Genomic DNA, 23,819 nt, shown 5'->3' with positions numbered 1-23,819 from the left:
GTATCCTCAAACTGGTGATCGGCCGGCTATGCGACGGTCGAAAAAGGTCTTGAGCCCGACGAAGCTTGCATCGGGCCGGATGATGATGTTCGTGGGAATGTCTCGCAAATAGCCTTCATACCGTCCCTTGGATTCGAAGCGCGTTCGAAAGCTGGAGCGGGCGAGGAAGTCCGGAAAGCGCGGAACGATGCCGCCGGCAATGTAGACGCCGCCGCGTGCGCAGAAGGTGAGGGCGAGGTTTCCCGCCACGGTACCGAGGAAGGAGCAAAACATCTCGAGCGCGGCACCGCTGACCACGCAGCTGCCGTCTAGCGCGGCCTGCGTGATCGCCGCTGCGTCGCGCTGTGGCGCGCTGACGCCTTCGATGGCGGCCAGCGCCTCGTACAGGGCAAGCAGGCCCGGCCCGGAAACGGCTCGCTCGATCGACGCGTGACCGAAGCGCTGCCGCAGGCTGTCGATCACCCGCTCCTCGCGCTCCGAGGCCGCCGGCAGCGTCGCATGGCCCGCCTCGGTAATGATCGCAATCTCCGAGCCGTCCCGCGCGACGAGGCAGGAGGCGCCGAACCCGGTGCCCGGTCCGAGAACCAGCATGGGAGCGCCCGGCAGCGGCTCTTGCGAACCCAGAGCAAACAGATCGTCCGACTTCAGCGCCGGCAGCGACCATGCCAGCACCTCGAAATCGTTGAGAACGTGGACGGTGTCGATGCCGAATGCGGCATGGAGCTCGGCGCGATCGATGATCCAGCCGCTATTGGTCAGAAAGGCACGGCCGTTCTCCACGGTCCCGGCTACGCCGAGCACGGCGGCTTTCACCGTTCCGCTCGCCGCGTGCCGTTCCAGGAAAGCTGCAATAGCCTCCTTTGCCCCCGGAAAGTCCGCGGCCCTGGCGTACTCGATCGGGCCGATCTCGTCGCCGCGGGCCAGGGCAAAACGCGCATTGGTGCCGCCGATATCGGCGAGCAAGGCCTGGTCGGAATGTGCCGTACCGCCGCTCGTCATGATTGTGCGGCTACCGCCTCCGCTGGAACATGAGCCGCTACGGAAACCCGTGCGCTCCGCTTCGCCGCGATGACGTCGGAGTACCATCGCGCGGATGCTTTGGGTATCCGACGTTGCGTGGCGAAATCGACGTAAACAAGGCCGAACCGCTGCGAATAGCCCGAACCCCACTCGAAGTTGTCGAGCAGGGACCATACGAAATAGCCGCGAACGTCGGCTCCGGCGGCAATGGCTTCGTTCATCGCATCCGTATACGCCCGCAGGTAGAGAATACGGTTGTCATCCTGCACGGCGCCGCGGCTGTCCAACTGGTCCTCCGAGGCCGTGCCATTCTCCATGACGTAGATCGGCACTCTGAATTGCCGGTGCAGGTCGAGCAGGGTGTCGCGGAACGCACCGGGCACAATCGGCCAGCCGATCGAGGTGCGCGGTACCTCCGCAGGCGGCGCGCCGAAAGTCGCGCCGAGCAGATTGGAATCCGCCTTGATGTAATGCGGCGAGTAATGATTGAGGCCGAACCAGTCGACCGGACGCGCGATCTGCGCCATGTCGCCGGGCCGCAGGTAGGGCTCGATCGCCTCCGCGAGAGCAGGGGGATAGCAGGCGAAGTGCTGCGGATGGGGAAACGCGTCGTTCCAATAGACCGAGAAGCGGCGCGCAGCCGCTTCATCATCGGGACCAGGCGTGGCCGTATAACAAGGCTGACGATTGTGGACCGCCCCGACGGAAACGTCGCGCACGGCCGACCGCAGCGCGTCGATGGCCGCACCATGGCTCAGGTTCACGTGATGGATCGCCTTGTGCAGCGCCGCCTTGTCGGCAATCCCAGGCGCATGCCAGCCAAACCCATACCCGAACAGGGTGAAGACGCACGGCTCGTTGAAGGTGGCGAAGCGCTTGACGCGATCGCCATAGCGGCGGCCGATGAGGGCGGCATAATCGGCAAACCAGCCCGCGATATCGCGATTCTGCCAGCCGCCGACGTCATCGAGCGCCTGCGGCAGGTCCCAGTGGTAAAGGCAGATCCAGGGTTCGATGTTCGCTGCAAGCAGTGCATCGACGAGCCGGTCATAGAACGCCAACCCCGGTTCGTTGGCGGCCCCGCGTCCTGTCGGCAGCACCCGCGGCCACGCGATGGAAAAGCGATAGGCGTCCAGACCCATGTCGCGCATGAGCGCAACGTCCTCCGCATAGCGGTGGTAATGATCGCAGGCCACCTCACCGGTATCGCCATCCTTCACGCGACCCTGCTGGCGGCAGTACACGTCCCAAATGCTGTCACCGCGGCCGTCAATGTGCGCGGCGCCCTCGATCTGGAAGCAGGAAGTTGAAGCGCCCCAGAGAAAGCCGGATTTCGGGCTGTGAAGGGCCCGTCGTGTCTGCGAGTTGCTCTTGGCTGTCATCATTGGCTGCCTGGGGAATCACGTTTGGAACACGGCTAAATTGACGCCAGGTTGCTGAAATTTGGTGAACGTCGGCCTCCCACAACCTCGGGAAGTCCCTTTGCAGATCAGCACGGCCCATCGAACCGGAACGACAGGGAAGCTCACCGGCGGTCAGCTGGTTTTGACCGAGGTCAACAGAAGGCCTGTGATAAGCTGAATAGATACTTGCGGGCGAGCAAGTCCGCCGGCGGCGAGCCTCGCACATGCACAATAGGGATCAGCGATGAAGATTTCCGAGAGGGACGTGCTTCTCGTCGTCGATGTGCAGAATGACTTCTGCACGGGCGGAGAGCTGGCGGTTCCCGGCGGGGAAAAGATCGTACTGGCCGTAAATCGGATCGCGCAGCGATTCAGGAACGTGATCCTGACGCAGGACTGGCACCCGCGTGACCACGTCTCCTTCGCTTCCAATCATCCGCACAAGCGGCCGCACGATACGATCGAACTGGATTATGGGACCCAGGTGCTCTGGCCTGCCCACTGCATTCAGGGAACTCCGGGTGCCGAGTTTCACAAGTCGCTGCAGGTTCCGCAGGCGAGCCTCATCATCCGCAAGGGAATCCACCGGAATATCGATTCCTATTCGGCCTTTTACGAGAACGACCATAAGACGCCGACGGGGCTGCTCGGGTATTTGCGCGAGCGCGAACTGAAGACGGTATTCGTGGTCGGCCTTGCGTTCGACTTTTGCGTCCGCTTTTCGGCGGAGGATGCTCGCAAGGCCGGATTGGAGGTGGCCGTCATTGAGGATGCTTGCCGCGGCATCGATATCGACGGCTCCGTGGCGGCGACCCATCACAGCTTGAAGGAATTCGGCATACCTGTGGTCAGTATCGAAGCGTTCTTCTGAGCTGGCCGCAGGGCCGGCAACATGGGAGGAGCAGGGCTTGGAACGGCAAACGGACAAGGGGGCAAAGCAAGCGGAGCCAGGCGCTGCCTGGGCGCATGATCCCTTGCAGTGGCCGTTTGCCGCGGCAAAGGTGGCAATGGATGCATATCTGTCCTGGCTTGATCATGGCAATTCCGCGCGGGGCTCGCGTGAATCGGCCCTTGCCTGGACCTCTCCCAACACGGTCGCGCTCGAACTCTCGACAATGCGGCTGCGCGATTTCTCGCGAAATTCCTCGGGACGCCCCGTCCTGATCTGCGCGCCCTGTGCGTTGCACCGAGCGCAAATCGCCGACTTCGCCGCCGGTCACAGCATCGTGGAGAGCCTGCGACAGGCAGGTCTCGATCGAATTTACGTCACCGATTGGCGTTCGGCCTCGTCTGACATGCGCTATCTGTCCATCGACAGCTATCTCGGCGATCTCAACGTCGCTGTCGACGACCTCGGCTCGCCGGTTGATCTTGTCGGCTTGTGTCAGGGTGGCTGGCTGTCGCTGGTCTTTGCCGCGCGCTTTCCCGAAAAGGTCCGTCGCCTGGTGCTGGTCGGCGCGCCCGTCGACCTGTCGATCGAATCCACCTTGTCACAGGTCGCCCGAAGTATGCCGCAAGCGGTGTTGGAGCAACTGGTCGCACGCGGAGGCGGCAACGTCAGCGGCGAAGAAATGCTGAATCTCTGGTCGCCATCGCTGAGCAACGTGGAAATCGAGGCGACGTTGCAAAGGCCTCTCCTTTCCGCCGAGGCTCTACACGGCAGGGAATTGCTCGAACGCTTCAGGCAGTGGAACGAAGAAACGCTGGACTTGCCGGGAGCGTATTATCGCCAGGTCATCAACTGGATCTTTCGCGAGAACCGCATCGCCACGGGACGGTTCGTGGCGCTCGGCCGTCCGATTGATCTGCACGAGCTGAAGACACCGGTCTTCCTCGTGGTCGGACGAAATGACGAGGTCGTTCCGGCCGAGCAGGCGCTGGCTACCTCGCAACTGCTCGGCACGCCGGCGCCGTTGATGCACACCGTGATCGAACCCTGCAATCATCTCGGCCTGTTCATGGGGGCCGGGACCCACGCCGGCTCGTGGCGCCACATCGCCGGTTGGCTTGGGAGCGAGCCGGCCGGATTTCGTGCCCGAACAATTCCGGCCTGACGTCTCCGGCGCGATCGCTACAACGGCTCGTCGTCGGTGGTGGACGGCTCTTCCTGCAGCGACACGATATCGCCGCCGCCGTAATCGTCTTCCGGGGCGGGGTACAGTGCCGGCTTGGACAAGAGATCCTCGACCTTTCTGACACCCGGAACGTTTTCCGCGGCAACGACTGCCGCTTTACGGACGTTCTCGCTTCTCACGACGCCCCTTAACGTAACGATGCCATCGGTCACGGTAACATTGAGGCCGCGAGGTCCCCAGGGAATCGCCGCAATCGCGTCGACCACGGCGTTGCAAATCTCGTCGTCACCATCCGGGTCGCTCTTCATCTGAGAGAGGCGGGCGATTGCGGGCAGGAAGTCCGAACGGGTGACGATGCCGACGACACGGTCGTCGCGCATCACCGGAACGCGCTTGACCTTCTGCAATTCCATGATCTGGGCGATCTCCTCGAGCGAGGTATCTTCCCTGATCGTGACCGGCGCCTCGGTCATGATCTCTTGCACCTTGCGGCCGTGCTCGCGGACGAAATCGAGCGCGACCCGGTCCGCGCCGGCCAACATGATGAGCCACCGGCCTCGTTTTCTCTCGGTACCAATCTCCGCTCGGCGGATGAAATCGCCCTCCGACAGGATCCCGACCAGCCTGCCGTCCTTGTCCACGACCGGAAGGCCGGAGATATGATGTGCCAGCATGGTGTCGATGGCATCAGCCACTGAGGCGTCAGGGCCGATCGTGATCACCTGGCGGGACATGATCTGGTGCGCGCGCATGCAATGATCTCCAATGAGCAAACAGAATTGGTCTGGTCTGGACGGCTGCTCTTGATCAGGGGTAACCGCGCCGGTTGCCTAACTGGCGCGCGGGAGGCGACATGAGGTCACAAACGTCATTTGATCGCGATCACTTTCGGTTCGCTTGCGTCCTCCGTGGCGCAGGCCGATTTCTCCACGGGTGGATTGTCCGACCTTATGGTCGCGACGCAGTTTCAGCACATCAAATTTGGTTTGGCGGCAAGCTCAGCAACTGGAACCTGGCGAGGTGGGCCCAATCGAGCCCGGGGCCTCAAGCCCGCCACCGCAGCGGACGCGATGCCATCCGCACCCCATGGCATGGGTTGGCATTTGACTAATACACCCAAATTATACTTTCGGAGCAGATGATCCAACGCGTCTGTCCGCAGCAGCGTCTGCTTTTTCCACTGCGCGGGCATTCGCGCACGGTCCGGCAGCGAAGTGAATTGGCATGGCGTTTGGCCTGGGGAACACCTGCCACGCGACCGACGCGCAGCGCGCTGTTGCGTCCACAAAAAAAGGCCGTCAGGCTTGGGCAGTCCTGGCGGCCGTAGTGGAGTAGGGAGGATGTTTACGCAAATTCATCATTCACATCTGCGAAATTTCTTCATTGATCCAGGTCAACGTGTGGACAGCGTATGCGATGATGCAGAGACATTCTGCGAACCGAATGCAGGATGATGAACTCGGCGATCGCTCGTCTCATGTCGAACGTTATCGTGTAGGTCCGGACGCAAACAGGAGCTGCCCTTCTCAATGACTTTTCGCTCAATCTATCGCCAGGGATTCGCACGTGTGGCGGCCTGTGTCACGACCTCCAAGGTTGCCGATCCGACCGCCAATGCCGCGGCGATCGTCGATGCGGCGAGAGCCTGTCATGAGCAGTCAGTCGCGGTCGCCGTGTTTCCCGAGCTTTGTCTCTCGGGCTACGCGATCGAAGACCTCGTCATGCAGGATCCGCTCCTGGATGCTGTGGAGCGTGGGCTTGCCGCTATCGTGGAGGCGTCCGCCGATTTGATGACGGTCCTGATCTTCGGCGCGCCGCTGCGCTTTGCCGCTCGCATCTACAATTGCGCCGTCGTCATCCATCGCGGTTGCATTCTCGGAATTGTGCCGAAGAGTTATTTGCCGACCTACCGCGAATTCTATGAAGGCCGCCACTTCGCCTCCGGTGCCGGCATGAGCGGATCGGAAATCACGATCGGCGCGATGAAGGCACCATTCGGTGTCGATCTCCTTTTTGAAGCCGACGATGTCACCGGCCTCACCATCGGCGTCGAGATCTGCGAGGATATGTGGATCCCGGTCACCCCTGGGTCCGAGCTCGCGCTGGCAGGCGCGACCCTGCTGGCAAATCTCTCCGGCAGCCCGATCACGATCGGACGTGCGCGCTCGCGCGCGTTGCTGTGTCAATCCTGTTCGGCACGCTGTCTGGCGGCTTACATCTACGCCGCCGCAGGGGCCGGCGAATCGACCACGGATCTCGCCTGGGACGGCCAGACTTCGATCTTCGAGAACGGCGTGCTGCTGGCCGAAGGCGAACGCTTCCGCCAGGGCGGGCAGATCACGCTTGCAGACGTCGACCTCGACCTGTTGCGGCAGGAACGTGCGCTGATGGGAACGTTCGATGACAACCGAAGGCAGCGGGCCGGCAGTTATAGGACGGTCAGGTTTTCGCTCAAGCCGCCGGCAGACGACATCGGCTTTCGCAGGATAGTCGAGCGCTTTCCATTCGTGCCCAGCGACGAGAGCCGGCTCGAGCAGGACTGCTACGAGGCCTACAACATCCAGGTCGCCGGCCTGGTGCAGCGCATGCGCGCCATCGGCACCAAGCGCGTCGTGATCGGCGTGTCCGGCGGCCTCGATTCGACCCACGCCCTGATCGTCACGGCCAAGGCGGTCGACCTGCTCGGGTTGCCGAGGACGAACATCCTTGCCTACACCATGCCCGGATTTGCGACCGGCACCGAGAGCAAGAGCTACGCGCTGGCCCTGATGCGCGCGCTTCAAGTCAGCGCGCAGGAGCTCGACATTCGTCCCTCCGCGACCCAGATGCTCAAGGATATCGGCCATCCTTTCGGCCAAGGCCAACCGCTCTACGACATCACCTTCGAGAACGTGCAGGCGGGACTGCGGACGGATTACCTATTCCGCCTTGCCAATCAACATGGCGGGATCGTCATCGGCACCGGGGACCTTTCCGAGCTGGCGCTTGGCTGGTGCACCTATGGGGTTGGCGATCAGATGGCGCACTACAACGTCAATTCGGGCGTGCCGAAGACCCTGATCCAACACCTCATCCGCTGGGTGATCGCCTCGAAAGAGTTCAGCCACGACGTCAACCGCACGTTAGGTGCGATTCTCGCTGCGGAGATTTCCCCCGAACTCGTGCCGGTTCAGGCCGGCGAGAAGCCGCAGAGCACGGAAGCCGCCGTCGGTCCCTACGAACTGCAGGATTTCAATCTGTTCTATACGGTGCGCTTTGGATTCCGGCCGTCCAAGATCGCGTTCCTGGCATTGCAGGCCTGGCAGGACGTCGGCAAGGGCGACTGGCCGGCCGCTTTCCCGCAGGATCGTCGTCGCGCCTATACGCTCGCGGAGATCAGGCGCTGGCTCGAGGTCTTCGTGCGGCGCTTCTTTGCGTTCAGCCAGTTCAAGCGCTCGGCCATGCCGAACGGACCCAAGGTATCGGCGGGAGGTTCGTTGTCGCCCCGCGGAGACTGGCGCGCGCCGTCCGATGCCAGTGCCGCCGCCTGGCTGGAAGACCTGGAGCGCAACGTACCCAAGGCGTGACGCGCTTGGGGCAGAGCACTTCTGACCGGACATCGGAAACCCGTAGGCCTTCGCATTGTCCTCTCCTCTCCTCTCGAAGGAACCTTCATTGGCAGCGGACGTTCGCTTTCGTTGTCCATTTGCGCGCCGCGGAGGAGAGGACATGCGCAAGCAGCTGCTGTTGTCGACTGGAACCATTTGCCTGATGCTGGCGTCAGGCTACGCTTTGGCCCAAGCTCCGGGCGAAAAGCGCGACGAGCCGAAGCGGACGGAACAGCCCGCCAAGACGCCCCAAGGCGCTGCATCGCAAAGGCAGGAACGACCCCAGGAGTCCACAAAGGCCCAAGAGTCCCCAAAGCAAGAGTCCGCGAAAGGTGCCCAGGAGCGAGCGCAAGGCCAAGCGCGGGAAGAGCGAACGAAGGGTGTCGCCCGTGAGCAGAAGGGCCCCTCGGGCCCGCAGGGCGCCGAGGACAAGAGCCGGCCATCGCCATCCGCCGAGCGCGATCGGCCCGCCAAGCAGAAAGAGCAGGCGCAGGAATCCCGCCCCGGCAGCCGCGAGGCAGAGAGTGTCAAGCAGCGTGAGAGGCCAAAGGCCGATGTTGAAACGGGCGAAAAGTCCGGTGCGCAGAAGTCGACCGCCGAATCCGACAAGTCGAAGGCCGGCACCGAAGCGACGAAGTCCGGACGCCAAGGCACGACCCAGAACGAGCGCGACCAGCGTGGCGAGCCGTCGCGGGGTTCGGCCGAGCAGCAGGGCGCGCCGCAGCAAGACAAACGGCCGGCGACCGCGACCGAAACGACGCGTCAACCCGCCGGCACCGACGCCCAAAACGTGCCGTCCGGCACCTCGACGAGCCAGACCCAGATCAACCAGCAGGCCCGCATTTCGCCTGACAAGCAGGTTCGCATCTCCGAGACGATCAGCCGGCAACGGCTCGCCGCGCCGGAGCGCAACCTGAACATCTCGATCCGCGTCGGCGAGCAGATCCCCCGGCGCGTGCGCCTGCACCGGTTGCCGCCGGAGATCGTCTCGATCGAGCCAGCGTACCGCGGGTACGATTACTTCGCGACCGAGGAGGACATCGTGATTGTCGAGCCGCGCACGCATCGTATCGTCAGTCAGATCCCGCGCGATCCCTCTCGGGCGCGCGCAGAGCTCCGCGGCGGCGGCGCAACGGCGGCGGCAACTACGGGTGGCGGCGGCGCACCCTGTCGGATCATGCGACGCGACGCGTCGGGCAACCTTGCCGAAGTGTCCCCGACGACAGTCGGCTCGACCGCACGGCAGGATTCGATCGCAGTCACAGTGCAGATGCCGGATGGCGGCTCGTCTCAACCGATCGCGCTCGGCGCCCCGGCGGGCGACATCGTGGTTGCAACGCAAGGGCAGGGCGATTGCACCATCACGATCGAGCCGCAGACACGGTAAGGCGGGAGACGCGGCAAGGCGGGTGGGGAGCGCCGCGCCAGGTCCCGCGGGAGTAGGTGCGCAGGTCGCCCAGCGCGACTGATCGACTAAATGCGCGAGGCCCGGAGCCTAGGAGTCCGGGCCTCGCGGCTTCGTCCCCCACCCCAGGGCCGCAAGAAGGTGATGCCCGGATGATTGGTCGCGAACCAACCGGCGTGGCTTAATTGGAATCCCAGAGTGCATCCATCCCGGATCACTACGGGCCGGACCGCGGCACCTGCGGCGCGTTAACGTCTACTTCAGCGGCGGATCGAAATTGATTGGCGGTGGCGGTTCTATCTGGGGAATCTCGATCTTCACCTTCCGGATCGACGTTCGTCGGCGCGTCCAACAGGGCAGTCACGGTAGCGGGGAAGGCGATGACGATCGCGACCATGATAACCAGCAGCCCTATCCACGGCACCACGCCGCAGCGGATCAGGCCGAACAGCTCGCCCAGCGAAGCCAGCATGTCCTCGGCGAGGCCGCACCGCTCCAGGATCGCTCCCAACGCGACTGACGTTAAAGTTCACACCAGGAAGTGGAAATCCGCCTCAGTAAGTTGTGTCACCCCGTACACCGTAATGCTGTTCTTTTGGCCGAGCTGAATTAGGCTGCTATCGGCAAACTGATCTCCATTTGTGTCCACGGTTTGGATATCAAGATCCGAGAACGATGCGAGCAGGTGACCTGCCGCCTGCGGCGGAATATGCGCTTGGGCCTGCTCCGAGAGAGGAATATTAAAGACACCATCCAGTTCGATGGTATCCTGACCTTGATGGAAGTCGTAAATGTAGTCCACGCCGTTGTGCGGTGAGAACACAAACGTGTTCTTGCCAAAGAGTGAGACCTTGTCCTCCACGGTTTGCGCATCACCCCACATATGATCGGTCGTACGCACGGCGCTCACCAGGCGGTCGTCTCCGGTGATAGTTTCGTTGATGGTGTGGCCGTCGCCGTACATGTAGTTGATGCCGCCCACGCCGCCGATCAACGTATCGTCGCCTCCGATCGACCCAAAAAACAGCAAGCCAGCGTCGCCGTACATGTAGTTTGTGCTGTTAGTGCCGCCAATCAACAGATCGTCCCCGCCGATGCAGCCACGGAATTCGTTTGCGCCTTCTCCGAGACCGTCTCCGCGCAAGTCGTTGAAGGAGTTTGCTCCACCTATGATCGTATCATTGCCACCTTGTGAAAATGCAATCATCGTCTCGGCGTCGCCGCACGCGAAGTTCTGGGAGTTGTCACCTCCAATGATTGTATCGTTTCCACCGATCGTATAGATCGGAGCGGGGAAGCTGGGAGACATCACAGCCCCTTCGCCGCACAGGTGGTTCTCGGAATTGTGGCCACCAATGACGACATCATCACCGCCAGTTGAAAGCCTTAACTGCTCGGCGTCGCCCCACGCGAAGTTCAGGGAATTGTCGCCTCCGACAACGATGTCGTTTCCACCGGTTGCGAATTCGATCAAAAACGAGTCGCCATACAGGTGGTTCTCGGAACTCTTGCCGCCGATGACGGCGTCGTTTCCCCCTGTTTCGAAGAAGTCAATGACGCCCTCGCCAAAGACGAAGTTCGTGGGGTCGAAGTTGATCCCGGCTAAGATCTCGTTTGCCAACGTTCCGACAATGACGGCCATGACCATTCTCCTCTCGGATCGAGTCCCAGCCGCCGAGCGCATGCTCACCCTGGTCTGGCCAACGTGAATTGATCAGGATCAAAACCTGGGCACCTGAGGCCACCACCTCAATCTGAGTTGCAGCAATGGCTGAAGAAGGCACTCTCTGAGATGGAGGGAGGCACGCGGAGGGTGGCGACGGCCAGTTCCGCTCCTCCGGGAAGCCTGGTCGCTCAGAACCCCCGGCATGATGACCAAGGTGCGCTAACCCAGTTACGTGACGGTCGCGCGAATGCAGGCAGGGACCTGTCGGGGACTATGGAAACCGCGGGAGCGCATCGAGCGCTCCGGCTTGCCAGTGGCGGAAGGGGTGAGGTTCGCACTTAGAAATTCTTTTCAGTTCAGGAGATTTCAAACCCCTTCAAAGCAAAGCGTTTTTCGGCGCGGCGTCTTGTCGGCACAGTCCAAATCGGCTCTGATTAATGCAGCACATTTCACGTTGCTGCTGGGGCTGGTGCTGGGGCTATGCCGAAACAACTCAACCGACTTCCCGCGAACGCTCTCACAAAGAAACTGGCGCCCGGCCGCCACGCCGACGGCGGAAATCTCTACCTGGTTGTCTCCCCCGATGGAGCGAAGAAATGGATATTCCTCTACCGCACCGGAAACGGACGGCAGCGGGAAATGGGGCTGGGCTCCGCGCGTGACGTTCCGTTGGCGCGGGCTCGAGAGAAGGCGGCGACAGCCCGAGCGCTCCTCGCCGACGGCCGGGATCCGATCGAGGTTCGCCGCGCGGAGGAGTCGGTTCCAACGTTTGGCGAGGCTGCGGAGGCTCTGATCAAGTCCATGCGGCCATCCTGGAAAAACGAGAAGCACGCCGCTCAATGGTACATGACCCTGCTCGGGAGAGATGCGGAGGGCAATCCATCCGAGTTTGATTACTGCAAAGTGGTCCGCGACAGCCGCGTCGACAAAGTCGAGACCGACCACGTCCTCCAGATCCTGCGCCCAATCTGGCAGGCGAAGCCGGACACGGCCTCGCGGCTGCGGGGCCGCATAGAGCGGGTACTTGATGCCGCGCGCGCCCAGGGCCACCGCAAGGGCGAGAATCCGGCCCGGTGGCGGGGTCATTTGGACTTGATCCTTCCGGGCCGGAGCAAAACCAACCGCGGCCACTTTCCCGCGATGCCGTACACGCTCGTTCCGGCGTTCGTGCATCACCTGCGGCAGAACATCACGATGTCGAACTTAGCGCTTGAGTTCGCAATTCTGTCCGCGGGCCGATCGACTGAGGTCCGGGAGATGCTTTGGACAGAGGTGGACCGCGTAAACGCAGTTTGGACGGTCCCGCCCGAGCGCATGAAAGAAGGGCGAGAACATCGTGTCCCGCTCTGCGCCCGCGCAATCGAGATTCTTGAGCTCGCATCGCGCATTGCCGGCAAGCGCCAAAGCGCGTTCGTTTTTCCCGGGGCGAAGCCCGGGCGGCCATTGAGCGATATGAGCCTTACGCAAGCACTGCGCCGGGCGAAGCAAAAAGAGGCCACAGTGCACGGCTTCCGCTCGAGTTTCCGCGACTGGGCCGGCGACGAGACGGATTTCGCCCGCGAAGTTGCTGAGGCCGCGCTCTCGCACTTGGTCGGAGATGACTCTGAACGGGCGTATCGCCGCGGCGATGCTTTGAAAAAGCGCCGCGCACTAATGGATGCCTGGGCGGTCTACGTCGGAAGCCATACGCCACCGCATATTTCATCGGAAGACATTCAGTTGGCCGCCTAACATCTACCATCTTTCGATAAAATCAATTCAGTTACTGACGGTTTGAAACGCGGATTGATTTCTGCGTTGGGGCGATCGGCATAATCCCGCCCAGCTTCTCCCTCTGAAGCCGAACCAGCGCGCAAGTGTGCGCAACCAGAAAGGCGAGTCGCTGATTTCAGCGAGCCCTGCGGCAGCAGGGTCCGTCTTTTCCAGGTTGGGCGCGCTGTCGAGCGACCACCGAGATTGGAGGTGTTCGCGATGAGTGATTCCGAGATCATGTTGTCTAAGGAAGTCGAGAGAGAGGTTCGACTTTCTCAGCCCACCATTTGGCGCATGCAGAAGGCCGGTCTGTTTCCGAGGTACTTCAAGCTGTCGCCCAAGAAGAACGCCGCGCACCGGTCGGAGATCGCGAATTGGAAGCGAGATCCGCAGGGTTGGGCCGAACGCAACAAGGCTGCCTCCCAAGGCGCTCAAAATGGGTAAGGTGGTGCCTTTCCCCATCGTGCGGCGTCAAGCGTTCATCGAGCGCCAGGCCTGGCGCGCCGCCGAACTGAGCCCCGATGCCGGCGAGCGGCACATTCAGCAGCAGATCAAACTTCAGATCGCCGCGATGCGTCGCAAAGGGGTTGCCGAGGAACTGATCGCCGCTGAGGCTCGGATGATGGAGTCGGCGATCAGAGCCGCGCTCTGGAAGTCGGTACTAGGCAGACCAGGAGGCGGGCTATGAGCCTTCCCGCCCTAATCAAGCAGCAGCCATCCGAGCATGTCGAGGCGGCGGCTGAAGTGCGGGACGACCAACGAGAGTCTGTTGAGACGCTCGCGCAGCGCGACCGATGGGTACGTCTTCTCCTGCGGTCTGTCGCCATCGGCGACGGCGACAAGGTCCTCGGCTCAAGTTTGGCAAACCATCTCAACATCAAGACCGGCCGGTGCGACCCCTCCTACGAGGCCCTGGCGGTCGCGACTGCAAAGACGGTCACGGCCATCCCCAAGCAGCTCAATCGACTGGAAGGTGCCGGGTTCATGAAACGACACAGTTCTGGAGGACGGCATCGCAATCAGTACGAACTGATCTTTCCCAAGGCGGAAAGTGTGACAGCCGTCCCGAACGCGAACAAGCGCCAGCCGGAGCGGGTTGCAACACCCGCCGAGAATCCAGGGTTCGAACAAGCCAACCCTATCCGCTCAGCCGAACGAACACCCGAAACTGAGCCGGGCGAACCCTATACGACCATCCGCACAAGTAACAGAGAAGGAGAGAACACCGAAGAGAACAGAGAAGGAGATACTACAACCCGAGATGCGTTTGAGGACTTCTGGAAGCAGTATCCCAAGCGCGTCGGAAAAGGAGCGGCACGAAAGGCTTTCATGAAGGCGTTGAAAAAGGGAGCCGCGCTCCAAGACATTATGACCGGTGTCTTCCGCTACGGAGCAGCGCGGATCAACCAAGATCCCAAGTACACGAAGCACCCAGCAGCGTGGCTGAATGATGAACGTTGGTTGGACGAACCCGAGCCTCAATTCGTACAGCAACAGTCGAGAGCCGGCAGCGCGTCCGAAGGCATTAGGAGTTACCTCGAGGGCGAAGACATCCTCGACGTGCTCGCACGCTCAACGAGAGGGGACGGAATCAGCAGGTCTGCTGCCATGTCCGTTGGCCTGCACACCCCGAGGCGCGACGATGATTTCTGACCGACGGGGTATGGGGGTCAAAAGTCTGGACGCGATTGGGCCGCCGACCGCGTTGGTCCTCACTCGCGCAATTTTTTTTGCCGCCTCCGAAATTTCAGCCGAGATCGCTCCAACGACGGAAAAACCCTGCTTTGAAATTGGGAGAGTCCTGTGATCGCCCGCGTCCGATGTTTGGTTTGTCGGCAGGAATTCGAGTACGAGCGCGGACCTTGCGGCCGGCTCCGGCGCTTCTGCTCCAAGCAATGCCGGGCCGCGCGAAGCCTGGTTCTGAATCGGGCATACCGGCGTGTGCATCCCTCAAAACCGCGCCCGAGGACCATCCCGAAAGTTTGCGTGGTCTGCGGTCAGGCGTTTCTATCGAACGATGCAAAGCGCCAGGCATGCGGCCTCGCATGCGGCGGGATGTTGGCAAAACGAAAAGGCGATGCCGGCCGCCGGCGCAACGCCGAGGCCCGTCGTCAGCGAAGCTGCGAACGGTGTGGGCAACCGTTCGTTATGAGGAATCCGAGCAGCAAAGCCCGCGCCGGCCGGGTTCAAGAGGGTCGATTTTGCAGTGTGCCATGCCATGTCGCCGCTCAGCGCGCGCACCTCGCCGAATGAAAAAGGAGATGCAAAGTGGAAGTTTTCGATACTGCCTTCCTGCGTGACGAACAGCCTACCGATGCTGGCGTGCAAATCGACTTAGCACCAGATCACCAGCAGGTCGTGCTGCGCATCCGAACAACCGACGGTACGATGTCCGTCACTCTCGATGCGGGCGATGCGAAAAAGCTGGCCTCGCGCATTTGGACCGCCGCAAAGATGCTCGAGGGCGAACTGAACGAGCGGGATCTCCGCAATGCGCACTGACTTCTTGACGTCGGCACGGCAAATCACTTATTCGTCGAACAGCAAATCAGTTCGCGCCTGCGGGACGCAGGCCCCCAACTGCCGAGCTCCATGGCCCTCCGCTGCGGGACGCAGCGCCTCGGTGATGGTTTCACAAACAGATGTTGTGATCCCAGGCGTTTTCAAACGCCGCCGTTAGGTACGCCATGAGCCACAAGCTTATCCGAGACATGACCGAACGTGAATTCGAGGCTTTTTGCCGCGAATATGGCGCGTCGCGTGCTCAGGCCAGGGCCATGGCCTCGGGATTAGCTCGGTCAAGGGCCGAACTTCCAAAAGACGAAAATCCCTTCGACGGTCCGGAAACCAGCGCGGCCATTGCCCGCATGTTCGCCGTCGTCAGCAAGAAGGAACGCGAACGTGAGCAGCACTGACCAGCAGCTGGCCGAAAGCATTCGGATGATGACCGATCAATATCTCGGCGCCATCGACCGCCTCGATCGCATCGAGACGCGCCTTAACCGCCCTGGTTTCGGTCGCGATCAAGTTGAGACGAGCGAGCAGCAAGCAGCCCGCGCACGGTTTGCCACCTTCCTGCGTTACGGACCTGAGGGCATGGAGCCGGGTGATAGGCGAGCTCTCGTCGTCGGCGATGACACGAAGGGCGGGTATCTTGCGCCCGCCGAATTCGTTGCCGAGATCCTCAGAGGCCTCGTGCAGTTTTCGCCTGTTCGCGCAGCGGCGAGGGTCGGCACGACAGCGGCGGGGGAGGTTCTCATTCCAAAGCGAACCGGCCGCTTGACCGCTCGCTGGGTCGGCGAGACGGAAACCAGGACGAGCACTGAGCCGAGCTACGGGCAGCTGCGGATCCCAGTCAACGAGGCGGCCTGCTACGTCGATGTCAGTAACCAGATGATTGAAGATGCAGCCGTCGATATCGCGGCGGAGCTCGCACTCGATCTCGCGGAGGAATTTGGCCGGCTCGAGGGCGCCGGCTTTGTCAGCGGGGACGGCAACAAACAGCCGCTTGGTTTCATGGCTGATGCCGATGTGCCGTCGGTAAGCAGTGGCCTTGCAGCGAACATCGACCCCGACTCGTTGATTGACGCATTGTATGCGCTGGCGCCGTATTATCGAAATCGATCGGCCTGGATGATGAACGGGACGACCCTCGCGAACGTCCGAAAGTTTAAGAGTGGCGATGGCCAGTATCTTTGGCAGCCATCGATCGCAGCCGGTCAGCCGGAGACGATTCTTGGACGGCCTGTGGTCGAAGCCGTCGACATGCCCGATATCGGAGCCGGGGCATTCCCCGTCGTCATTGGTGACTTCCAGTCCGGCTACCGCATCTATGACCGTATTCAGCTCGGCGTAACTCGCGACCCGTACACAATCGCGACGAGCGGCCAGACCCGGTTCCACGCTCGTCGGCGGGTCGGCGGCGGTGTCGCGAAGGCTGAGGCGTTCCGCAAGCTGAAGTGTTCGACCTAATTGGCGCGATCCGATGAGGGCGCGTAGCGGTCCGCCCGATAACGGCAAGTCGACCTCCCGGCGCCAAGAGTTCTGAGGGTCAAGGTCGACGCGATCGCGAGTACGAGCGCCTTCCTCCTTTCGGTGCCAACGGCTCAGCAGCGGCGGACCAGGTAGCGGTTCCTGGTCCGCCTCTCCTAAATGGGAGATGAACAGTGGTCGTCGCGCTCAAAAGCCTTCGCGTAAATTTGGACGGCGACTCGAGCGGATACGTTAGAGCCGCCGATCAGAAGGCCGCGGCCGACGCGAAGATGATCGCTGGCGATCGCGCCCGCGCCGCCGCCATGGCCCAGGCGGATGCTGCCCTGGCCAAGGCGATCCCGGGCGTCGGAGGCCTCAGCAAGACATTGCTCGACGGCTACAGCGCCGGCGCTCAATTTGAGGCAATCGTTCGACGGATCGGCAATGCCGTCGACCGCGGGCTCGGGATGGATCGCGCCGAAACACTCCTGGATGCAGCCTACCGAAAGTTTGGACTTGTCGCCGATGCCGCCGCCCTTACTGAGCGCGGCTTCGTATCGATCGTCCCGGCGATCGACGCCATGAATGCTCGAATGGCGGCCGCGGCCGAAAATGCGCAGCGGGTACAGGCTCAGCTTCGGGCTCAAAGCTCTCAGCAGGCCATCAATTCCCAATTCGGCATCGGCGGGCCCGACACAAGCGCGGCGCGCGCCGCCGATGTCGCGGCCTACGGCGCCGAACTCGACCGGCTCCGGGCGAAGTTCAATCCGATCTTCGCCGCCGGCCGGGACTACCGAGCCACGCTCGACGAGATCAACCGGGCCCTGCATGTCGGCGCCATCACGGAGGCGGAGCGCGTCGCCGCGGTCGAGCGCACAAAGGCGGCCTTCGTCGAGCAGATCACGGCACTGCGGCAGGTCAAATCAGCGTCCCAGGAAGCCGCAGCGGCCGCGGGGCTGCAGCGGCACGAACTGATCAATCTCAGCCGGCAAGCCCAGGACGTTGTTGTCAGCATCGCCGGCGGGCAGGGGCTTGGGACCGTACTGCTTCAGCAAGGATCCCAGATCGGCGACATCTTCGCGAGCTCGAGCGCGACATTGGGCGGGTTTGCCCGGCAGACCACCGCATGGCTTTCCAGCTTCCTGACCCTGGGGCGCGTCGCGTTCGGGGGCGTTGCCGTTGCGATCGGTGGCGCAACGCTCGCGCTCGAGAACTTTTTGACGGAACAGGACAAGGTGAAGATCGCGCTCTCAGGCGCCGGCCGCGCCAGCGGGGCATCTGTAAGCGGCATCAATTCAATTGCCGGCGCGGGCGCGTCCGCATTCGGCCTCTCGGTGGCCGGTGCCCGCGAACTGGCGATGGCGCTTGCCACGACGGGCAAGATCGCCAACGACAATCTGCTGCCTATCGTGAAAATCGGTCGGGATTTTGCTACCACCTTCGGGGTTACGGATGTCGAGGCGGCGAAACAGCTCGCCGCAGCCTTTGCGGACCCGGTGCGCGGCGCCGAGCAGTTGAACGAGCGGCTCGGCTTCCTGGATGCGGGGTTGCAGCGGCAGATCTCGAGCCTGATGGCCCAGAACCGGCTCTACGACGCCCAGCGGGCTCTTCTGGATAGCGTCCAGGGGTCGCTCGCCAGGACCGCTGAGGTGACCAGCGTCTGGTCTCGGGCGTGGACCGGGCTCAAAAACAGTGCTTCCAACGCGCTCGATGTCGTCGGCGAGAAGCTCGCCAATGTCCTGCACCTCAACGACAGCCTTCAGCAGCAAAAGGAACGACTCCAGGAAGCGATCTCTGGCTACGAGTCTGGACTCGGCCGGATCTTCGGCTCCAGCGCGGATCTCGAGAACCTGAAACGGCAACTCGCCGACATCAATGCACTCATCGAAAAGCAGGCGCAGGCCTCGCGCACCGCCGCGGAAGCTCAAGCATCGCTCCGCGTCCAACAAACGATCATGGCTCAGTTGCCCGAGATCGGCGCCCGGCAAGCCCTTGCCGATGCGGCCGCGGTGGGCGGCTCGACGGCTGAGGATCCGTTGCTGATCCGGAAGCTGGGCCTGACGCAAGCTCAGGCCGATCGCGCCAGAGCCATCCTCCAGCAGCTGAAAAACGACTTCAAGACGACGTTCGAGGAGATCCAGAGCAACTCGAGGATCGCTTACGATGCCGTTACGGCCTTCTCGCCGTCGGCGAAGGCCGCGGTGGCGCAGCGGCAGGCCATGGAGCAGTACCGCGCCGCCGGCGGGCTGGATCCGAGCGAGAAGGCCAAGATTGGGCAGGACGCCTACAATCTCTCGCTCCACCAGACCGTCACGATGCTGAGCGAAGCGGCGCGCGTTCGGGCGCTGACCGCCAACCAGAGCGTCGAAAGCGCCCAACTCGAGATCGACCTGGTCGGCAAGACGATCGGCCAGCAGGCCGAACTCCGCGCCAATCTGCAGGCGCGGCAGCAACTGGAGCAACAGGCCAGCCAGAACCGGACCGCCTTCGACGAAGCGGAATATCTGATGCTGAAACGACTCAACGCTGTTCTGCCGCAGAAGCCGCCGGCCGAGCCCGCCAATGAGAACAGCGAGCCGAAAGAGCGGGAGGTGGCATGAGCGCCGTTTTCGTTCTGCGCCAGTCTGATTCAATCCACATGATGACCGATGCGGTCAGCTATCTGCTCGATGGCACAGTCATGGCAACGAACCTGACAAAAGCCACCACGATGGCGACGCTTTCGGCTGCAATCAGCTGTCCGGGACCGTCATCATTTCAGCGCATGTTCGCCGATCGCGTCGAACGCGCATTCGATAGCTTCGACGATCTCGTCGAATACGGCGAACATTGGCTCGCCGACACGTTTGAGGATTTGGCGGCGGAACACCGCGCCTCCGATGCCATGTCGACGATCTATCTGATCGGCTGGCACGATGGCGAGAACCGGCCCGGCGGTTACGTCGCCAACTTCTGGACCGATGCGTCGACGCAGATGGCCGTCGTGCTGAAGGAAAGCGGAGTTGATCTTGCTGCTGTTGCTTCAGAGCGTGGCAAACTGAAACCGATCGGAGAAGGCTTGATCAACGGCACCCCGATGCCCAGCCATGAATGGCTTGACCGGGCCGGTTTCGAACTTCGCGATGCTGCCGAATACGATCCATCCGTTGATCTGCTGCACCTCGCCGAGATCGCTCGCCAGGAGTTGGACGGCGACGGCAAGAGCTGGGTTGGCGGCAAGGCCGTCCTTACGTCGATCGAGCGCGGCCAGATCGCGCAGCGAGTCATCCATCGTTGGAAGGAAGATGTGGTTGGGTCTCCGATCGTGCCGGCACCGGTCGATTGGGCTGAATGGCGTGCCGCCCGCGCGCCGGCGCAGTCTCCGGGTATATCCAGACTCCGGCAGCAGATGCTCGAGCGGAAAGCAAGAAAGGCGGCGCGATGACCGAGGAGGAATTGGCGGCGCATCATGAGGCTGCCCGCAACGCCCCTGTCGCCGACTGGATCGCCCTCGGTGAGGAGATGGGCAAGGAGGATGCGCTGGCCGCGGTCGTCACCATGACGCTGAAAGGACAGCGCGCCGCTCGCAAGCTGGGCGCGCAGACCGTTCGCCGACGCGTCCGGAACCTTCGCCACGCCAGCATTTCAGAAGACCGAATCTCAGCATGGCTAGACGCCCATACCTCTGCATACGTCCGGCAACTCGCCGAAATACCACGGAAGTCATCCCAGCCCCTGGAGATCTAGAATGCGCAAAGCTCTTTCGTTGTTGACTGGTCTCACCCTGGTTAGCCTTGCTTTCCTCGGTCAGGCTAGTGCGCAAGCCTGCGTCTGGGTTGGCGGTAATGTAATCGCCAGGATCTTCTTCACGCTCTGGCTCGCGATCACGCCCGCGTTCGCTGGGTCGATGCTGCTGCTGGGGGCTGGTGGCTCCCGCCCGTTGCCGGCGCCGGTATTTGTCGGAAATGGGCCGCTGAGCAACTCCTCCGGAACATGGACATCTTCGACAGTCAATATCGGGGCAGCATACTCCACGCGCCGTGTCATCGTCATGGCCGTGTCCGGGTTGTCCAGCGGACGAACGATCACGAGTGGGAGCATAAACGGGGTTGCAGCAACAACCTGTCTGGACTCAACGAGATCAACTCAGGAGTGGGCAGGCTGCATCACTGCAGTTGTACCGACCGGAACAACGAATGTTACGGTCACATTTACGATGAGCAACACGCTCTTCGGGCCGGCGCAGTATGCAGTCTACACAGTGGACGACTCGTCCCTCCTCTCGTCCACGCCTCAGACCGGAACTGCTGGCACCGCCTCCGGAACATCGGTTGCCCCAACCGTGTCCCAGACTGCTGGCGGCTTTGTTCTTGGTGGGACGGCTTGGGGCAATGGATCTGCAAAGTCAGGTAGTATTTCCGGGTACACAATAGATGCCCCGAATGGAAATACCTTCTTGTTCTTCAGCCTAATTCCGTCCCCATCGACAGGAACTGCCACGGCAACTACAACTTGGACGGGATCGTTCTCGGCGAACAGCGGAGTGACGGCGTGGAGATAGATAGCCGTAGATTTCTCATGGCGACAATGTCGATGCAGCCCCAAACGCCAACTTTATAGGTCCCGATAGTCGCGCTGGAGATAAATGCTGCGTTCCTCGGCGAGTCTATCCGAGATCACGTTTAGAAACGCGCAAGTTCGTAAGATCATTGACCTTAAGCGCAGCAATGCGGGTAGGTCCTTCTCGCTTCTCAGCAGGACCAGCGGCTCAGATTTCTCGGTCGCTCGACCCCGTCGTCGTCCGATCATCTGCAGGTATTCTTCGTCCGAACTTGCGAGTTGGAATTCGTAATCCGCAGTGGATCGCAAGAGCTCGATCGATCCGGCGTGAAGGATCCGGCTAAGCGTTTGATACAGAGTGATTGTTTCCGAGCCCTCCGCAAAAAATGGAGCGGTCGCCGGCAGCGGCTTAAGCTTGCAAGTCGGCACACCGATGGAGCGCATATCGGCGACGGCCTTAGTGGCCTCGGCAAAATTCCGAGTTGATGCGGCAAAGGTCAGGAGATCCCGTTTCGCGATCAATTCGGCGACGTGATCGATGTCTTCTTCGGTATCGTTTCCTCCACCGAGCTCACCTACCCGCATGCACGAGAAGGCGTGCAAGCGCACAAGTGCCTCAATTACCTGGTCGTAGAGAAATACAATATCGCTGCTCATCGCAGGCAGATCCTGATCACTTAGCCGGCGGTTTGCCGCCAGCAGCCAGCTTTGCATTGAGCGCGGCCTTCTTTGCCGATGCAGCAGCAGGCCCAACGTAAAAATGATCAAACAACTCCTCGATCACCTCGAGGCACCATTCTGCTTCGTGCGGCTCGACGTCTATGACCTGGAGCGTGGTCTTGTCATCGATCGGGTGGGCCGAGAAGTTTCCGAAGTTGCGGATTGCATCGACGGTTTCGCGGAGACGGTGCGTGAGAGCTTTCTTGGGGTCGGTTTCGTTGAGAAGCAGATCTATTTCTCTCGCGAGATCCTTCGCTTTGTAACCGGCCGCATGCAGCATGTTCTGTAAGCATCTCCGTGACAGCGCTGCTGAGGCCTTAGCGCTTATGGGAAGAACGTTGCAGGCTTCGATGTAATCTTGCGCTATCGGAGGCGGTACCTCATTAGGCACAGGACCGCGATTTGCACCAATCGGGTGGATCTGACGCCAAGGCATTTCTGACTCATCGCTGCCAGTTACGGTCACCTCGATCGTCCAGTTTCGGCACTCGGGGCAGATGGCGGAGCGGTACCTCCAGTAGCCTCTCGCACCATCGCCTAAGAGTTCGCCCAGATACTGATCGCGCCGTTTAAAATGTTCGTCGTCCCAGTTGTCGTGGAAGTGGATAGCGCAGTGGGGGCACTTCATGAGGGCGATCCTGATTCGGTAAGCGCAGCATGACACTCCCGGCGCGTGTGTGGCGGCTAACATTCGCTTATCCCGGTTATTCACAGAGGCAGATGCAAGCCGACGACGATCGCTGACTGCGTCGTGGTGGTGCTGCCGTGAACGGTGGCAATACGCGACGTTGAGGTGCCGTGCCGTGTGTGGCTCCCGGTGATCTACGTTCCTTCCAAAGTCCTCAAGGCGGCAATCATCAGAACCCGCCGAAGTGTAGGGAGAAGGCCAAATTGATCCGCAATGCTCTTCATGCCGAGGCGCCGCGCGTAGCTTCTGAGATCTGTATCTTCGTTGAAATTGGCGGCGAGACTCACAAAGGCAGCAGCTTCGCTATCCAACTCTTTCTTTGACTGGATGACCATCAATTCTGAGGCTCTGGTTACACAAGTCGAGAACGTGTCTTTCAATTGATGCCTGGACCACTCCGCCGTTTGCAACAGACGCGATATCTTGTTGGCGTCGGTCGTATTTCCTTCCTGCGATATCCAGGCGTCCTCTGCCGGCGTGTTCGTGGGTACCGCCGCCAAAACGTCACGACAGTAAGAAGCGAACAGGTGTGCTAATGTGGCGCGAGCGGCCGCATCGTACGGTTTCGATGAGAGCGCGAACTTCAGGATCTGATCGTAGCTTGAGGGCTTCGCCGAAGGTTGACCGTAGCCTGGAGTTGAGAGGTGAAGTAGGGCGGCCATTGCAAGTAGATATTTGCTCGCGGTATTCATCGTTGTGCAACCTGAGCTCGGTAGTTTTTGATCATCTCTGCCGTGACGTCAGTAGGGTAGCAGAGCGGCGCGGCCCCGCCTGGCCGGCTGTACGCGCTGCGGCCGCCACAAGCACGGCCGTTGCGCATGGTGTCATCGGGACAAGCACACGGCCGCCCTCCAGCATGATAGGCACGGCGGCTTTCCTCCACGATCAACGCAGCGATCGCGGCGGCGGTTAGGACCTCTGCGGCCCGCTTCGATTTCGACGGTTCAGGCTGCCCTGGCGAGGCTTGCCGCGAGGGCTGCTTGGCCGGCTGC

At 61.6% G+C, this 23,819-nt stretch carries 22 protein-coding genes; 14 read left to right on the top strand and 8 right to left on the bottom strand.

Annotation, left to right across the window (positions count from 1 at the left end; genetic code table 11):
• Window positions 1–6: 6 nt before the first annotated feature.
• Window positions 7–999: a glucokinase gene (gene glk / locus HY852_RS00475; RefSeq protein WP_291601596.1), complete on the bottom strand. Its 993-nt coding sequence runs from the start codon at window positions 997–999 to the stop codon at window positions 7–9.
• Window positions 996–2,402 carry a GH1 family beta-glucosidase gene (locus HY852_RS00470; RefSeq protein ID WP_291601594.1) on the bottom strand — a complete coding sequence of 469 codons (1,407 nt, stop codon included), beginning with the start codon at window positions 2,400–2,402 and terminating at the stop codon, window positions 996–998. The genes glk and HY852_RS00470 overlap by 4 nt, the downstream gene beginning before the upstream one ends.
• A gap of 265 nt (window positions 2,403–2,667) precedes the next feature.
• On the opposite strand from HY852_RS00470, the gene pncA reads away from it, so the two are divergent.
• Window positions 2,668–3,294, top strand: coding sequence for a bifunctional nicotinamidase/pyrazinamidase (gene pncA, locus HY852_RS00465; protein WP_291601591.1), 627 nt, complete (start codon window positions 2,668–2,670; stop codon window positions 3,292–3,294).
• Window positions 3,295–3,430: 136 nt separating this feature from the next.
• The gene (locus tag HY852_RS00460; protein WP_291601631.1) at window positions 3,431–4,477 is read left to right on the top strand and encodes an alpha/beta fold hydrolase; all 1,047 of its coding nucleotides are present in this window, start codon (window positions 3,431–3,433) and stop codon (window positions 4,475–4,477) included.
• A gap of 17 nt (window positions 4,478–4,494) precedes the next feature.
• Here the strand turns inward: HY852_RS00460 and HY852_RS00455 are convergent, their stop codons facing one another.
• On the bottom strand, window positions 4,495–5,250 hold the full coding sequence (locus HY852_RS00455) for a CBS domain-containing protein (RefSeq protein WP_291601589.1): 756 nt from the start codon (window positions 5,248–5,250) through the stop codon (window positions 4,495–4,497).
• 777 nt (window positions 5,251–6,027) lie between these two features.
• On the opposite strand from HY852_RS00455, the gene HY852_RS00450 reads away from it, so the two are divergent.
• Both HY852_RS00450 and HY852_RS00445 read left to right on the top strand, forming a co-directional pair.
• On the top strand, window positions 6,028–8,064 hold the full coding sequence (locus HY852_RS00450; protein WP_291601587.1) for an NAD(+) synthase: 2,037 nt from the start codon (window positions 6,028–6,030) through the stop codon (window positions 8,062–8,064).
• Between the two features lie 142 nt (window positions 8,065–8,206).
• Window positions 8,207–9,472, top strand: coding sequence for a DUF1236 domain-containing protein (locus HY852_RS00445; RefSeq protein ID WP_291601586.1), 1,266 nt, complete (start codon window positions 8,207–8,209; stop codon window positions 9,470–9,472).
• Window positions 9,473–9,707: 235 nt separating this feature from the next.
• On the opposite strand, the gene HY852_RS27875 is transcribed toward HY852_RS00445, so the two are convergent.
• The gene (locus tag HY852_RS27875) at window positions 9,708–10,001 is read right to left on the bottom strand and encodes a hypothetical protein (protein ID WP_367116299.1); all 294 of its coding nucleotides are present in this window, start codon (window positions 9,999–10,001) and stop codon (window positions 9,708–9,710) included.
• 18 nt (window positions 10,002–10,019) lie between these two features.
• Window positions 10,020–11,132 carry a hypothetical protein gene (locus tag HY852_RS00435; RefSeq protein WP_291601584.1) on the bottom strand — a complete coding sequence of 371 codons (1,113 nt, stop codon included), beginning with the start codon at window positions 11,130–11,132 and terminating at the stop codon, window positions 10,020–10,022.
• Window positions 11,133–11,636: 504 nt separating this feature from the next.
• Between HY852_RS00435 and HY852_RS00430 the strand changes: the two genes are divergently transcribed.
• The 10 genes from HY852_RS00430 (at window position 11,637) to HY852_RS00385 (ending at window position 20,606) form a co-directional block, all read left to right on the top strand.
• A complete protein-coding gene (locus tag HY852_RS00430; RefSeq protein ID WP_291601582.1) occupies window positions 11,637–12,887 on the top strand; it encodes a site-specific integrase in 1,251 nt (416 codons plus the stop codon).
• 240 nt (window positions 12,888–13,127) lie between these two features.
• Window positions 13,128–13,352 (top strand): AlpA family transcriptional regulator, encoded by a 225-nt coding sequence (locus tag HY852_RS00425; protein ID WP_291601580.1) that lies wholly within the window; start codon window positions 13,128–13,130, stop codon window positions 13,350–13,352.
• Window positions 13,345–13,596 (top strand): DUF6074 family protein, encoded by a 252-nt coding sequence (locus tag HY852_RS00420; protein WP_291601578.1) that lies wholly within the window; start codon window positions 13,345–13,347, stop codon window positions 13,594–13,596. The genes HY852_RS00425 and HY852_RS00420 overlap by 8 nt, the downstream gene beginning before the upstream one ends.
• A complete protein-coding gene (locus HY852_RS00415) occupies window positions 13,593–14,561 on the top strand; it encodes a hypothetical protein (protein WP_291601575.1) in 969 nt (322 codons plus the stop codon). Before HY852_RS00420 ends, HY852_RS00415 begins: the two co-directional genes overlap by 4 nt.
• A 615-nt stretch (window positions 14,562–15,176) precedes the next feature.
• Window positions 15,177–15,410, top strand: a complete 234-nt coding sequence (locus HY852_RS00410; RefSeq protein ID WP_291601573.1) for a hypothetical protein — start codon at window positions 15,177–15,179, stop codon at window positions 15,408–15,410.
• A gap of 209 nt (window positions 15,411–15,619) precedes the next feature.
• A complete protein-coding gene (locus HY852_RS00405; RefSeq protein ID WP_291601571.1) occupies window positions 15,620–15,823 on the top strand; it encodes a hypothetical protein in 204 nt (67 codons plus the stop codon).
• Window positions 15,810–16,880: a phage major capsid protein gene (locus HY852_RS00400; protein ID WP_291601569.1), complete on the top strand. Its 1,071-nt coding sequence runs from the start codon at window positions 15,810–15,812 to the stop codon at window positions 16,878–16,880. The genes HY852_RS00405 and HY852_RS00400 overlap by 14 nt, the downstream gene beginning before the upstream one ends.
• A 290-nt stretch (window positions 16,881–17,170) precedes the next feature.
• Window positions 17,171–19,480 carry a phage tail length tape measure family protein gene (locus HY852_RS00395; protein WP_291601568.1) on the top strand — a complete coding sequence of 770 codons (2,310 nt, stop codon included), beginning with the start codon at window positions 17,171–17,173 and terminating at the stop codon, window positions 19,478–19,480.
• The gene (locus tag HY852_RS00390) at window positions 19,477–20,304 is read left to right on the top strand and encodes a hypothetical protein (protein ID WP_291601567.1); all 828 of its coding nucleotides are present in this window, start codon (window positions 19,477–19,479) and stop codon (window positions 20,302–20,304) included. The genes HY852_RS00395 and HY852_RS00390 overlap by 4 nt, the downstream gene beginning before the upstream one ends.
• On the top strand, window positions 20,301–20,606 hold the full coding sequence (locus tag HY852_RS00385) for a hypothetical protein (RefSeq protein WP_291601566.1): 306 nt from the start codon (window positions 20,301–20,303) through the stop codon (window positions 20,604–20,606). The genes HY852_RS00390 and HY852_RS00385 overlap by 4 nt, the downstream gene beginning before the upstream one ends.
• Before the next feature lie 867 nt (window positions 20,607–21,473).
• Here HY852_RS00385 and HY852_RS00380 read toward each other — a convergent pair.
• The 3 genes from HY852_RS00380 to HY852_RS00370 all read right to left on the bottom strand — a co-directional run bounded on the left by HY852_RS00380 (window position 21,474) and on the right by HY852_RS00370 (window position 23,519).
• The gene (locus HY852_RS00380; protein WP_291601565.1) at window positions 21,474–22,133 is read right to left on the bottom strand and encodes a hypothetical protein; all 660 of its coding nucleotides are present in this window, start codon (window positions 22,131–22,133) and stop codon (window positions 21,474–21,476) included.
• Window positions 22,093–22,767 carry a DUF4145 domain-containing protein gene (locus tag HY852_RS00375; protein ID WP_291601564.1) on the bottom strand — a complete coding sequence of 225 codons (675 nt, stop codon included), beginning with the start codon at window positions 22,765–22,767 and terminating at the stop codon, window positions 22,093–22,095. Before HY852_RS00375 ends, HY852_RS00380 begins: the two co-directional genes overlap by 41 nt.
• Window positions 22,768–22,961: 194 nt before the next feature.
• Entirely contained in the window at window positions 22,962–23,519 is a 558-nt protein-coding gene (locus HY852_RS00370; protein WP_291601563.1) for a hypothetical protein, read from the bottom strand.
• Window positions 23,520–23,819 lie beyond the last annotated feature (300 nt).

Source organism: Bradyrhizobium sp., assembly GCF_016213215.1.
Taxonomy (GTDB): domain Bacteria; phylum Pseudomonadota; class Alphaproteobacteria; order Rhizobiales; family Xanthobacteraceae; genus Bradyrhizobium.
This window is presented reverse-complemented; position numbering and strand designations above follow the sequence as displayed.

Coding starts and splice junctions, on each gene's coding strand:
- glk (WP_291601596.1), bottom strand. CDS start 999: ATGACGAGCGGCGGTACGGCACATTCCGACCAGGCCTTGCTCGCCGAT.
- HY852_RS00470 (WP_291601594.1), bottom strand. CDS start 2,402: ATGACAGCCAAGAGCAACTCGCAGACACGACGGGCCCTTCACAGCCCG.
- pncA (WP_291601591.1), top strand. CDS start 2,668: ATGAAGATTTCCGAGAGGGACGTGCTTCTCGTCGTCGATGTGCAGAAT.
- HY852_RS00460 (WP_291601631.1), top strand. CDS start 3,431: ATGGATGCATATCTGTCCTGGCTTGATCATGGCAATTCCGCGCGGGGC.
- HY852_RS00455 (WP_291601589.1), bottom strand. CDS start 5,250: ATGCGCGCGCACCAGATCATGTCCCGCCAGGTGATCACGATCGGCCCT.
- HY852_RS00450 (WP_291601587.1), top strand. CDS start 6,028: ATGACTTTTCGCTCAATCTATCGCCAGGGATTCGCACGTGTGGCGGCC.
- HY852_RS00445 (WP_291601586.1), top strand. CDS start 8,207: ATGCGCAAGCAGCTGCTGTTGTCGACTGGAACCATTTGCCTGATGCTG.
- HY852_RS00435 (WP_291601584.1), bottom strand. CDS start 11,132: ATGGCCGTCATTGTCGGAACGTTGGCAAACGAGATCTTAGCCGGGATC.
- HY852_RS00430 (WP_291601582.1), top strand. CDS start 11,637: ATGCCGAAACAACTCAACCGACTTCCCGCGAACGCTCTCACAAAGAAA.
- HY852_RS00425 (WP_291601580.1), top strand. CDS start 13,128: ATGAGTGATTCCGAGATCATGTTGTCTAAGGAAGTCGAGAGAGAGGTT.
- HY852_RS00420 (WP_291601578.1), top strand. CDS start 13,345: ATGGGTAAGGTGGTGCCTTTCCCCATCGTGCGGCGTCAAGCGTTCATC.
- HY852_RS00415 (WP_291601575.1), top strand. CDS start 13,593: ATGAGCCTTCCCGCCCTAATCAAGCAGCAGCCATCCGAGCATGTCGAG.
- HY852_RS00405 (WP_291601571.1), top strand. CDS start 15,620: ATGACCGAACGTGAATTCGAGGCTTTTTGCCGCGAATATGGCGCGTCG.
- HY852_RS00395 (WP_291601568.1), top strand. CDS start 17,171: ATGATCGCTGGCGATCGCGCCCGCGCCGCCGCCATGGCCCAGGCGGAT.
- HY852_RS00390 (WP_291601567.1), top strand. CDS start 19,477: ATGAGCGCCGTTTTCGTTCTGCGCCAGTCTGATTCAATCCACATGATG.
- HY852_RS00385 (WP_291601566.1), top strand. CDS start 20,301: ATGACCGAGGAGGAATTGGCGGCGCATCATGAGGCTGCCCGCAACGCC.
- HY852_RS00380 (WP_291601565.1), bottom strand. CDS start 22,133: ATGCAAAGCTGGCTGCTGGCGGCAAACCGCCGGCTAAGTGATCAGGAT.
- HY852_RS00375 (WP_291601564.1), bottom strand. CDS start 22,767: ATGAAGTGCCCCCACTGCGCTATCCACTTCCACGACAACTGGGACGAC.
- HY852_RS00370 (WP_291601563.1), bottom strand. CDS start 23,519: ATGAATACCGCGAGCAAATATCTACTTGCAATGGCCGCCCTACTTCAC.